Source organism: Streptomyces sp. NPDC041713 (assembly GCF_055591085.1).
On the sequence record NZ_JBVIZY010000009.1, the window covers coordinates 187,537 to 198,878 of the forward strand.

Annotated in this window: 12 protein-coding genes; 10 read left to right on the plus strand and 2 right to left on the minus strand. The window is 71.2% G+C overall.

Annotated elements, in window-relative coordinates:
• Window positions 1-36 precede the first annotated feature (36 nt).
• From rsmD to mutM, 7 genes are all read left to right on the plus strand, one after another.
• Window positions 37-630, plus strand: a complete 594-nt coding sequence (gene rsmD / locus ACZ6CV_RS26365) for a 16S rRNA (guanine(966)-N(2))-methyltransferase RsmD (RefSeq protein WP_469253149.1) — start codon at window positions 37-39, stop codon at window positions 628-630.
• A gap of 26 nt (window positions 631-656) precedes the next feature.
• Window positions 657-1,136, plus strand: coding sequence for a pantetheine-phosphate adenylyltransferase (gene coaD / locus ACZ6CV_RS26370; protein ID WP_362374256.1), 480 nt, complete (start codon window positions 657-659; stop codon window positions 1,134-1,136).
• A 111-nt stretch (window positions 1,137-1,247) separates the two neighbouring features.
• The gene (locus ACZ6CV_RS26375; protein ID WP_469253150.1) at window positions 1,248-2,324 is read left to right on the plus strand and encodes a cell division initiation protein; all 1,077 of its coding nucleotides are present in this window, start codon (window positions 1,248-1,250) and stop codon (window positions 2,322-2,324) included.
• A gap of 172 nt (window positions 2,325-2,496) precedes the next feature.
• Entirely contained in the window at window positions 2,497-3,156 is a 660-nt protein-coding gene (locus ACZ6CV_RS26380) for a YceD family protein (RefSeq protein WP_355812008.1), read from the plus strand.
• A gap of 2 nt (window positions 3,157-3,158) precedes the next feature.
• On the plus strand, window positions 3,159-3,332 hold the full coding sequence (gene rpmF / locus ACZ6CV_RS26385) for a 50S ribosomal protein L32 (RefSeq protein ID WP_026165248.1): 174 nt from the start codon (window positions 3,159-3,161) through the stop codon (window positions 3,330-3,332).
• A 7-nt stretch (window positions 3,333-3,339) separates the two neighbouring features.
• Window positions 3,340-4,158, plus strand: a complete 819-nt coding sequence (rnc, locus tag ACZ6CV_RS26390) for a ribonuclease III (RefSeq protein WP_355811673.1) — start codon at window positions 3,340-3,342, stop codon at window positions 4,156-4,158.
• A gap of 117 nt (window positions 4,159-4,275) precedes the next feature.
• Window positions 4,276-5,136, plus strand: a complete 861-nt coding sequence (gene mutM, locus ACZ6CV_RS26395) for a bifunctional DNA-formamidopyrimidine glycosylase/DNA-(apurinic or apyrimidinic site) lyase (RefSeq protein WP_469253151.1) — start codon at window positions 4,276-4,278, stop codon at window positions 5,134-5,136.
• On the opposite strand, the gene ACZ6CV_RS26400 is transcribed toward mutM, so the two are convergent.
• Window positions 5,109-5,492, minus strand: coding sequence for a winged helix-turn-helix transcriptional regulator (locus ACZ6CV_RS26400; protein WP_358709474.1), 384 nt, complete (start codon window positions 5,490-5,492; stop codon window positions 5,109-5,111). The genes mutM and ACZ6CV_RS26400 overlap by 28 nt on opposite strands.
• Before the next feature lie 77 nt (window positions 5,493-5,569).
• The gene (locus ACZ6CV_RS26405) at window positions 5,570-6,475 is read right to left on the minus strand and encodes a CAP domain-containing protein (protein ID WP_469253152.1); all 906 of its coding nucleotides are present in this window, start codon (window positions 6,473-6,475) and stop codon (window positions 5,570-5,572) included.
• A 130-nt stretch (window positions 6,476-6,605) separates the two neighbouring features.
• On the opposite strand from ACZ6CV_RS26405, the gene ACZ6CV_RS26410 reads away from it, so the two are divergent.
• The 3 genes from ACZ6CV_RS26410 to smc all read left to right on the plus strand — a co-directional run bounded on the left by ACZ6CV_RS26410 (window position 6,606) and on the right by smc (window position 11,293).
• A complete protein-coding gene (locus tag ACZ6CV_RS26410) occupies window positions 6,606-6,887 on the plus strand; it encodes an acylphosphatase (RefSeq protein WP_362374032.1) in 282 nt (93 codons plus the stop codon).
• A 402-nt stretch (window positions 6,888-7,289) separates the two neighbouring features.
• Window positions 7,290-7,493: a hypothetical protein gene (locus ACZ6CV_RS26415; protein WP_098245029.1), complete on the plus strand. Its 204-nt coding sequence runs from the start codon at window positions 7,290-7,292 to the stop codon at window positions 7,491-7,493.
• A 239-nt stretch (window positions 7,494-7,732) separates the two neighbouring features.
• Window positions 7,733-11,293, plus strand: a complete 3,561-nt coding sequence (gene smc, locus ACZ6CV_RS26420) for a chromosome segregation protein SMC (protein WP_469253153.1) — start codon at window positions 7,733-7,735, stop codon at window positions 11,291-11,293.
• Window positions 11,294-11,342 lie beyond the last annotated feature (49 nt).

The following is an 11,342-nucleotide window of genomic DNA, read 5'->3' on the forward strand; positions in this document are numbered from 1 at the left end:
ATCGTGGAAGGACCACCGTCCAGCCAAAGGAATCAGATGACCCGCGTGATCGCCGGGACCGCCGGCGGACGCCGCCTGTCCGTCCCGCCGGGCAACGGCACCCGCCCCACGTCCGACCGCGCGCGCGAGGGCCTCTTCTCCACCTGGCAGGCCCTCCAGGGCACGCTCGACGGGGCGCGCGTCCTCGACCTCTACGCGGGCTCCGGAGCCGTCGGCCTGGAGGCGCTCTCCCGCGGCGCCGCGCACACCCTGCTCGTCGAGGCGGACGCCAGGGCGGCGCGCACCATCAGGGAGAACGTGAAGGCGGTCGGTCTGCCCGGCGCCGAGGTCCGGGCGGGCAAAGCCGCCCAGATCGTCCACGGTGGGGCCCCCACCACCCCGTACGACCTGGTCTTCCTCGATCCGCCGTACGCCGTCGGGGATGACGATCTTCGGGAGATCCTGCTCACACTCCGCTCGGAGGGCTGGCTCACGGACGACGCGCTCGTCACCGTTGAACGCAGTACAAGAGGCGGAGAATTCGGCTGGCCGGAGGGTTTTGAACCCCTCAGGTCCCGTCGCTACGGCGAGGGGACGTTTTGGTACGGTCGCGCCGCCTCTACGTGCGACGACCCAAGCGTCGCGCCATGACCGGACCGGAGAGCGAGGGACTCACGTTGCGCCGCGCCGTATGTCCGGGGTCTTTCGACCCCATCACCAATGGACACCTCGACATCATCGCCCGCGCCTCCAAGCTGTACGACGTGGTGCACGTCGCGGTGATGATCAACCAGTCGAAGAAGGGCCTCTTCGAGATCGACGAGCGGATCGAGCTGATCCGCGAGGTCACCGCCGACTTCGGCAACGTCGAGGTGGAGGCCTTCCACGGCCTGCTCGTCGACTTCTGCAAGCAGCGCGACATCCCGGCCATCGTCAAGGGCCTGCGCGCGGTCAGCGACTTCGACTACGAACTCCAGATGGCCCAGATGAACAACGGCCTCTCGGGCGTCGAGACCCTCTTCGTGCCGACCAACCCCACCTACAGCTTCCTCTCCTCCTCGCTGGTCAAGGAGGTCGCGGCCTGGGGCGGCGACGTCGCCCACCTGCTGCCGCCCGTCGTGCACGAGGCCCTGGTCGAACGCCTGGGCAAGAAGTGACGCGCACACCGATCCACTGACGACCCGTCACCCGGTGTCGGGCGGGCACCCGTCGGCCTTACAGTCGTCCCGTCCGTCTCCCAACAAGCTGTAGAGAGTGGCGAGCACACGGTGGACGTGCAGAAGAAGATCGACGAGATCGTACGGGCGGTCGGCAGCGCCCGGTCCATGCCCATGTCGGCCTCGTGCGTGGTCAACCGCGCCGATCTGCTCTCGATGCTCGAAGAGGTGCGCCAGGCGCTGCCGGGCTCCCTGGCGCAGGCCCAGGAGCTCATCGGCGGCCGCGAGCAGCTCGTCGAGCAGGCCCGCCAGGAGGCGGAGCGGATCATCGAGAGCGCGCACGCCGAGCGCGGCTCCCTGATCTCCGACACGGAGGTCGCCCGCAACTCCCGGGGCGAGGCCGACCGCATCCTCGCCGAGGCCCGCCAGGCCGCCGAGGAGCTCCGCGGCGAGGCCGACGACTACGTGGACAGCAAGCTCGCCAACTTCGAGGTCGTCCTCACCAAGACCCTCGGCTCGGTGGGCCGCGGCCGCGAGAAGCTGCTCGGCACCGGCCCCGGCCTGGACGAGAACGGTTACGAGGACGAGGACGCCCCCGAGCGCAGCCACGACCCCGAGACGCTGCGCCGCGACGCCGACGCGTACGTGGACGCCAAGCTCGGCGCCTTCGAGGCGGTCCTCGCCAAGACGCTGGAGGCCGTCGGCCGGGGCCGCCAGAGCCTGCACGGCCGGGCCCCCGCCGACGAGCTCGGCACTTTGGGCGAGGCCGCCACCGCCCAGGGCCACACCACCGACGCCGAGTACCTCGCGGACCTCGCGGGACCCGCGCCCGCCGCGGAGCCCGTACCGCGGCAGCCCGCGCAGGCCCCGCCGGTCCCGGCCCAGCAGCCCTACGCGCCCCCGCAGCAGCAGCCCGACCCGTACGGGTACCAGGACCAGTACGCGTACCAGCAGCCGTACGGCCAGCAGGATCCGTACGGCTACCCGCAGCAGCACGACCAGTACGGCTATCCGCAGCAGGGCTACGACCAGCAGCCGCAGCACGCCCAGCACGCCCAGCACCAGGATCAGCACCAGGGCGGGCAGCACCACGGGCAGCCGCAGCCGGCCGTGCTCGACGAGACCAGCCTCTTCGACACCACCATGATCAGCGCCGAGCAGCTGCGGGCGTACGAGCAGGGGCGTTAGGGCAGGTCCTGGGGCGCATCGGACCGGATTGGGCCGAGAGCGGAAGGTCAAGTATCCTGGCTCTTCGGTCGCGCATACGTCCGCGGCTCAGGCTGCCCACCCAAGCCTCAGTTCTGCGGCATCAGTGCGGTGGCCCCCCTTGAACTCCCAGGATTCGAAAGCAGGAAAAACCCTGAGCACGCGCCTCGACCACCGAAACCCCCTCGTGTTCGACACACACGAGCTGGGGCGGCGTCCTGGTGCTATGCAGCGGGTGACCCGCGAGATCGAGGCGCCCGGCCCGCCGAGCGCCTTCGGCATCGAAGGGGTCATCGGAGTGCCGCAGGGCGCCCCGGTCCAGCTGGAGGTCCGCCTTGAGTCGGTCATGGAAGGGGTGCTCGTCACAGGCACCGCCCGTGCATCGGCCGAGGGGGAGTGCGTAAGGTGTCTGGAGCCGCTCGAGCTGGAGCTCGACGCGGACTTCCAGGAGATGTTCTCGTACCCTGACGCCGACGACCGGGGCCGCACCGCGGTACCGGCCGACGACGCCGGGGAATCCCCGGAGGACGAGGACAGGCTCTACCTCGAGGACGGCATGTTCGACCTCGAGCCTGTGCTGCGTGATGCGGTGGTGCTCGCACTGCCGATGCAGCCGGTGTGCCAGGACGACTGTCCGGGCCTGTGCTCCCAGTGCGGGGTACGGCTCGCGGACGACCCGGACCACCACCATGACGCCGTCGACATCCGTTGGGCGGCTTTGCAGGGACTCGCTGGCACCATCCAGGACGGCGAGAAGGACGAGATGAGCGGCGCCGAAGCACAAGCGGGCGTCGACGAGAAGCAGGAGAAGTAGCCGTGGCTGTTCCGAAGCGGAAGATGTCGCGCAGCAACACGCGCCACCGCCGGTCGCAGTGGAAGGCTGCGGTCCCCACCCTGGTTTCGTGTGAGCGGTGCCAGGAGCCCAAGCAGCAGCACATCGCGTGCCCGAGCTGCGGCACCTACAACAAGCGCCAGGTCCTCGAGGTCTGAGCGGCTGGTGAGAGGCACCGTGTCTAGCCCCAAGAAGGCGGAAGACGCCAAGAAACTGGCGGAGACAACGGCCTCGTCCCACACGCTTCTGGAAGGGCGGCTCGGGTACAAGCTCGAGTCCGCCCTTCTGGTGCGCGCGCTGACCCACCGTTCGTACGCGTACGAGAACGGCGGTCTGCCGACGAACGAGCGGCTCGAGTTCCTCGGGGACTCGGTGCTCGGTCTCGTCGTCACGGACACGCTCTACCGCACCCACCCCGACCTGCCCGAAGGCCAGCTGGCCAAGTTGCGGGCCGCGGTGGTCAATTCGCGTGCGCTGGCGGAGGTCAGTCGCGGCCTCGAACTCGGCTCCTTCATCCGGCTCGGCCGGGGCGAAGAGGGCACGGGTGGCCGGGACAAGGCATCCATCCTCGCCGACACCCTTGAAGCGGTGATCGGCGCGGTCTATCTGGACCAGGGTCTGGACGCGGCGGGTGAGCTGGTGCACCGGCTCTTCGACCCGCTGATCGAAAAGTCCTCGAACCTGGGCGCGGGCCTGGACTGGAAGACCAGTCTGCAGGAGCTCACCGCGACGGAGGGCCTCGGCGTGCCCGAGTACCTCGTCACGGAGAGCGGCCCCGACCACGAGAAGACCTTTACTGCTGCCGCCCGCGTCGGAGGCGTCTCGTACGGCACCGGCACCGGCCGCAGCAAGAAGGAAGCGGAGCAGCAGGCCGCCGAGTCCGCGTGGCGCGCCATTCGTGCCGCCGCGGACGAGCGGATCAAGGCGGCCGAGGCCGCCGCTGCCGCGCAGTCCGAGGGGATCGCCGACACCCCCTCGGCCTGACGGCCGCCCATCCTTCGGTGCCGGCCGCCCTCTTCACGGGGGTGGCCGGCACTGTGCTTTCCCGAACACCCGGCCCCCGCGGTCGGCCCCCATGCCCCTGCGTCCCCCGGAGCGGACATGCCCGAGCTGCCCGAAGTCGAAGTCGTCCGGCGTGGTCTGGAGCGGTGGGTCAGCGGGCGGCTCGTCGATGAGGTGCAGGTGCTGCATCCCAGGGCCGTGCGGCGGCACGTGGCGGGCGGCGAGGACTTCGCGGCCCGGCTGACCGGCCACCGGATGGGGCTCGCGCAGCGGCGCGGCAAGTATCTGTGGCTGCCGCTCGCCGACTCCGCGCAGTCCGTCCTGGCCCATCTGGGGATGAGCGGCCAGCTTCTGGTACAGCCCCAAGAGGCCCCGGACGAGAAGCACTTGAGGATCCGGGTGCGCTTCGCGGACGAGCAGGGCACCGAGCTCCGCTTCGTCGACCAGCGCACCTTCGGCGGGCTCTCGCTGCACGACAACACCGCCGACGGTCTCCCGGACGTCATCGCGCACATCGCCCGCGACCCGCTGGACGACGCGTTCGACGACGACGCCTTCCACCGCGCGCTGCGCGCCCGCCGTACGACGATCAAACGCGCCCTGCTCGACCAGTCGTTGATCAGCGGCGTCGGCAACATCTACGCGGACGAGGCCCTTTGGCGGGCGCGGCTGCACTACGAGCGGCCCACCGGCACCTTCACGCGCCCGCGCACGGCCGAACTCCTGGGCCACGTAAGGGACGTGATGAACGCGGCGCTCGCCGTCGGCGGCACCAGCTTCGACAGTCTCTACGTCAATGTGAACGGCGAGTCCGGCTACTTCGAGCGGTCGCTGGACGCCTACGGCCGGGAGGACGAGCCCTGCCGCCGCTGCGGCACCGCGATGCGCCGCCGCCCCTGGATGAACCGGTCGAGCTACTTCTGCCCCCGCTGTCAGCGGCCGCCGCGCGCCGCGTCGTAACGCTCCCGGGCCGCGAGCACCTCGTCCTGCCGGCCCTCCACGAAGTGGATCAGGGCCAGGAGGCGTTCGGCGACCTCACGGCCCAGCGGGGTGAGGCGGTACTCCACGTGCGGCGGGTTGGTCGGCCGTGCGTCGCGGTGCACCAGGCCGTCGCGCTCCAGCGCCTGCAGGGTCTGGGAGAGCATCTTCTCGCTGACGCCGTCGACGCGGCGGCGCAGTTCGTTGAAGCGGAACGTGCTGTCGTACAGCGCGCCGAGGGTGAGTGCTCCCCAGCGTCCGGTGACGTGCTCCAGGGTGCCGCGCGAGGGGCACTGCCGGGAGAACACGTCGTACGCCAGGTCGGAGGGTTCTGCCATACCGCCAGCTTACGGGCGCGCAGCGCTTTCGAATAGTGAGCGCAGCCCCGGGCGGAACGCGGGAGCCGGGGGCCGGGTCAGAAGCCGAAGTCCTGCGTCCACCACGGGCCGCCCGGTGCGAAGTGCGCGCCGACGCCGAGGGTCTTGTAGTCGCAGTTGAGGATGTTGGCACGGTGGCCGGGGCTGTTCATCCAGGAGTCCATGACGGCCCGGGCGTCAACCTGCCCGCGGGCGATGTTCTCGCCGCCGAGGTTGTCGATGCCGGCCTTCTCGGCGCGGTCCCACGGCGTCGCGCCGTCCGGGTCGGTGTGGTCGAAGAAGTCGCGCGCGGCCATGTCCGCGCTGAAGTCCCCGGCCAGCTCCGCGAGCCGGTCGTCCGCCTGTACCGGACGGCAGCCCGCCGTGGCCCGCTCCTGGTTGACCAGGGTGATCACCTCGGCCTCGGCCTTGGCCTCGTCGGAGCCCCCGGAGGCGTGCGCGCTCACCGGGGGAGCCTTCGGCTTCTCCTCGGGCGTACGGGCGGGGGCCGGCGTCGACTTCCTGGGGGCCTTCGACTGCGAGGCCCGGGACGACGGCTTCTCGGACGGCGTCCTCGACGGCTTCGGGTCGGCCTTGGACGGCGTGGGCTTCGGCTTCGGCGCGGGGGAGCGGTCGGTGCCCCGGCTCGGCGAGGGCTCGGCGCGCCCGGCGTCACCGCCGCGCCCGCCCTGGCCGTCCACCTCGGTCGGCGCGGCCGCGGAGCGCACCTTGCCGGAGTCGCCACCGCCGCCCAGCTGATAGGTGTCGCCGCCGGGGAGCACGCCCGCGGCGACCGCGACGGCGCCCATCGCGACGGCGGCGGAGACCCCGAGCAGGCCCGTGCGGACCGGGGTGAGGGCGCGGCCCCTGCGGCGGTGCGACACCGTCCCCGGGTGGTTCTCCGGGGTGGCGGCGGCCTGTCCGGCGGCGGCCTGCCCAGCGCCGGAGCGTCGGTGGCGACCCATCTCCTGGCCTTTCGTCCTTGACGATCAACGTGACTCACCCATATGAGTGAGGCTCATCGAGTCGGGACTGTACGCGATGGCACATGGGGACGAAGTGCTCACTGTGCAATTGGCCGGTTAGCGTGCAGCCATGAACGAAGACGTACGACTCACCGCCTGGGTGCGCGGACGCGTGCAGGCCGTGGGATTCCGCTGGTTCACGCGGGCCAAGGCCCTGGAGATCGGCGGCCTGAGTGGTTTTGCTCTCAATCTGGAGGACGGCCGCGTCCAGGTCGTCGCCGAGGGCCCCCGGGCCGGCTGCCAGCACCTGCTCGACTGGCTCCGCGAGGGCGACACACCCGGGCGGGTCGACGGAGTCACCGAGATCTGGGACACACCACGTGGCATATACGAGACCTTCGCCATCCGGTGAGGTGACCAGGACGGACGTGCGCGGGCGGAGCCGCCGCGGGGCGGGAGTAGTGTCGCGGGCAACTGCCTGAGGCAGAAAAAGCCTGGTGGTTGCCAAGAACGGGTTGTCGTGGCAGGCTCCGCAGGTAAGGATGATCTCCACGCCCCCAGGGCCCCGCAGGAGAAGCAGCGCCGCCCGTTCCAGGGCCGCGCGCCCCCGGGTCGCCCGCCAATACGGGGCGTGATCGTGTTGACCGTCAAACTTTTTGGTGAGACTCTGGAAGCCCCGCGCACCTTAGCTGTTTGGCATGTGAGAACGGCCAGCACGACCCAGCAGAACAATGAGTGCCAAGCACCGCGGGTGCGATTCCCTCACGACCCACCACCGCTTCGGTCGGTCACTCATTGTGGAGGACCATCCATCATGGCAAAGGCGCTTCTCGGTTACGTCGGCGGCAGCGACCCGCGACTCCTCGCCGAGATGCGACGGCTCCAGCAGCGCGTCCAGGATCTGGAATCCGAGCTCGTTCGGATCCAGGCGGAGAATGACGCTCTCGCGGCTGCCGCTTCTCACGAATCGCTCCTGGAGAGCATCGACGTACCCCAGGCGGAGCCTGCGCTCACCTGACCCCCTACCGATCACGACACATCACAGGGCCATAGGCTTCACAGGGCCATAGGCTCATGCGGCCCTGGCAAGCAACAGGTCAGGCTGCCCGTGTCAGCCGCTGGTACCAAGATCTGCAAGGGACGCCACGGCGTCCCTTCTTTCTTTGCTCCCCCGTACGCCACGCCGCTTCCTTTACCGTCTGATGTGCCCTGCACCTTCATCGGTGAAACGGCCAGTGAAAGGTAGAGTCCGACGGCGTGCACCTCAAGGCCCTGACCCTGCGCGGTTTCAAATCCTTCGCGTCGGCCACGACGCTGAAGTTCGAACCGGGCATCACCTGCGTCGTCGGCCCCAACGGTTCCGGCAAGTCCAACGTCGTGGACGCGCTCAGCTGGGTCATGGGCGAGCAGGGCGCCAAGTCGCTGCGCGGCGGCAAGATGGAGGACGTCATCTTCGCCGGCACCACCGGGCGGCCCCCGCTCGGCCGTGCCGAGGTGTCCCTCACCATCGACAACTCCGACGGCGCCCTGCCCATCGAGTACGCCGAGGTCACCATCACGCGGATCATGTTCCGCAACGGCGGCAGCGAGTACCAGATCAACGGCGACACCTGCCGCCTCCTCGACATCCAGGAACTGCTCTCCGACTCCGGCATCGGCCGCGAGATGCACGTCATCGTCGGACAGGGCCAGCTCGACGGCGTGCTGCACGCCGACCCGATGGGGCGGCGCGCGTTCATCGAGGAGGCCGCGGGCGTCCTCAAGCACCGCAAGCGCAAGGAGAAGGCGCTCCGCAAGCTCGACGCGATGCAGGCCAACCTCGCGCGCGTGCAGGACCTCACCGACGAACTGCGCCGCCAGCTCAAGCCGCTGGGCAGACAGGCCGCCGTGGCCCGCCGGGCCGCCGTCATCCAGGCCGACCTGCGCGACGTCCGCCTGCGGCTGCTCGCCGACGACCTCGTGCGGCTGCGCGACGCGCTGAACGCGGAGGTCGCCGACGAGGCCGCGCTCAAGGAGCGCAAGGAGAACGCCGAGGCCGAACTGAAGGCAGCCCTGCAGCGCGAGGCGCAGCTGGAGGAGGAGGTGCGCCGGCTCACCCCGCGGCTGCGGCGCGCCCAGCAGACCTGGTACGAACTCTCCCAGCTCGCCGAGCGGGTGCGCGGCACCGTCTCGCTGGCCGACGCCCGGGTCAAGAGCGCCACCGCCGCGCCCGTGGAGGAGCGGCGCGGGCGCGACCCCGAGGACATGGAGCGCGAGGCCGCCCGCATCCGCGAGCAGGAGGCCGAGCTCGAAGCCGCGCTCGAGGCCGCCGAGCACGCCCTGGACGACACCGTCGCCCACCGCGCCGAACTCGAACGGCAGCTGGCCGTCGAGGAGCGCCGGCTCAAGGACGTGGCGCGGGCCATCGCCGACCGGCGGGAAGGGCTCGCCCGGCTGCACGGACAGGTCAACGCGGCCCGTTCGCGTGCGGCGTCCGCCCGCGCGGAGATCGACCGGCTCGCCCTGGCGCGGGACGAGGCCGCCGAGCGCGCCGTCACCGCCCAGGAGGAGTACGAGCAGCTCAAGGCCGAGGTCGACGGGCTCGACGCGGACGACGCGGAGCTCGGCGAGCGGCACGACGCGGCGAAGCGGGAGCTCGCCGAGGCCGAGGCCAAGCTCACCGCGGCGCGCGAGGCGGCGACCTCCGCCGAACGCAGACGGGCCGCCGTCGCCGCCCGGCACGACGCCCTCGCCCTCGGACTGCGGCGCAAGGACGGCACCGGCGCGCTGATCGCCGCCAAGGAGCAGCTCACCGGGGTGCTCGGGCCCGCCGCGGGGCTGCTCACCGTGGCGCCCGGATACGAGGTGCCGGTCGCGGCCGCGCTCGGCGCCTGCGCCGACGCCGTCGCGGTGAGCGGTCCGAGCACCGCCGCCGAGGCCATCCGGCTGCTGCGCAAACAGGACGCGGGCCGGGCGGCGCTGCTGTTGGGCGGCGCCCCCGACGACGTACGGCCGCCGCGTTCCGACGGGCCGCCGCACGTCGCCGATCTCGTGCGCGGCCCCGAGGAGCTGATGCCCGCCGTGCGGCGGCTGCTGCGCGGGATCGTCGCCGTGGGCACGCTGGAGGACGCCGAGGATCTGGTCTACGCGCACCCGGAGTTGACGGCCGTCACCGCCGAAGGGGACCTGCTCGGGGCGCACTTCGCCCAGGGCGGCTCCGCGGGCGCGCCGAGCCTGCTCGAAGTGCAGGCGTCCGTCGACGAGGCCGCCGCCGAGCTGGAGCAACTCGCCGCGCAGTGCGAGGAGTTGGCCGAGGAGCAGCGGCGCGCGGGGGAGCGGCGCAAGGAATGTGTCGCGCTCGTCGAGGAGTTGGGGGAGCGGCGCAGGGCCGCCGACCGGGAGAAGTCGTCCGTCGCCCAGCAGTTGGGGCGGCTCGCCGGGCAGGCACGGGGCGCCGCCGGGGAGGCCGAGCGCAGCACCGCGGCCGCGGGCCGGGCGCAGGACGCGCTGGACCGGGCCGTCGAGGAGGCCGAGGAGCTCACCGAGCGGCTCGCCGTCGCCGAGGAGGCGTCCCCCGCCGGAGAAGAGGAGGAGCCCGACACCTCCGTACGCGACCGGCTCGCCGCCGACGGGGCCAACGCCCGGCAGACCGAGATGGAGGCCCGGCTGCAGGCGCGCACCCACGAGGAACGGGTCAAGGCGCTGGCCGGCCGCGCGGACTCCCTCGACCGCGGCGCCCGCGCGGAACGCGAGGCACGCGCGCGTGCCGAGCGGCGCAGGGCGCGGCTGCGCCACGAGGCCGCGGTCGCCGAGGCCGTCGCGTCCGGCGGGCGGCAGCTGCTCGCGCACGTCGAGGTCTCCCTCGTCCGGGCCGATGCGGAGCGCACCGCGGCCGAGCGGGCCAAGGAGGCGCGGGAGCGGGATCTGGTCGCCGAGCGGAGCCGGGGACGGGACCTCAAGGGCGAGCTCGACAAATTGACTGATTCAGTTCACCGCGGCGAGGTACTAGGTGCCGAGAAGCGGCTGCGCATCGAGCAGCTGGAGGCCAAGGCACTGGAGGAGCTCGGTGTGGAACCGGCGGGGCTCGTGGCCGACTACGGTCCGGATCAGCTCGTGCCGCCCTCGTCCCCCGCCGAGGGCGAGGAGCGGTCCGACGCGCCCGACGACCCGCGCAACAGGCCGGTGCCGTTCGTCCGCGCCGAGCAGGAGAAGCGGCTCAGGTCGGCCGAACGGGCGTATCAGCAGCTCGGGAAGGTGAACCCGCTGGCCCTCGAGGAGTTCGCGGCGCTGGAGGAACGTCACAAGTTCCTGAGCGAGCAGCTCGAAGACCTGAAGAAGACCCGGACCGATCTCCTCCAGGTGGTGAAGGAGGTCGACGAACGGGTCGAGCAGGTCTTCACTGAGGCGTACCACGACACGGCCCGCGAGTTCGAGGGCGTCTTCTCCCGGCTCTTCCCCGGCGGCGAGGGGCGGCTGATCCTGACCGACCCCGACAACATGCTGACCACCGGCGTGGACGTCGAGGCCAGGCCGCCCGGCAAGAAGGTCAAGCGGCTCTCGCTGCTGTCCGGCGGCGAGCGGTCGCTGACGGCCGTGGCGCTGCTCGTCTCGATCTTCAAGGCGCGGCCCAGTCCGTTCTACGTGATGGACGAGGTCGAGGCGGCGCTCGACGACACCAATCTGCAGCGGCTCATCCGCATCATGCAGGAGCTGCAGGAGGCCTCGCAGCTCATCGTGATCACGCACCAGAAGCGCACGATGGAGGTCGCCGACGCGCTGTACGGCGTCTCGATGCAGGGTGACGGCGTCTCGAAGGTGATCAGCCAGCGCCTGCGCTAGCCCTTTCTTGATCACTTCAATACTTGAACGAGCGAAGCCTCAGAGTGCT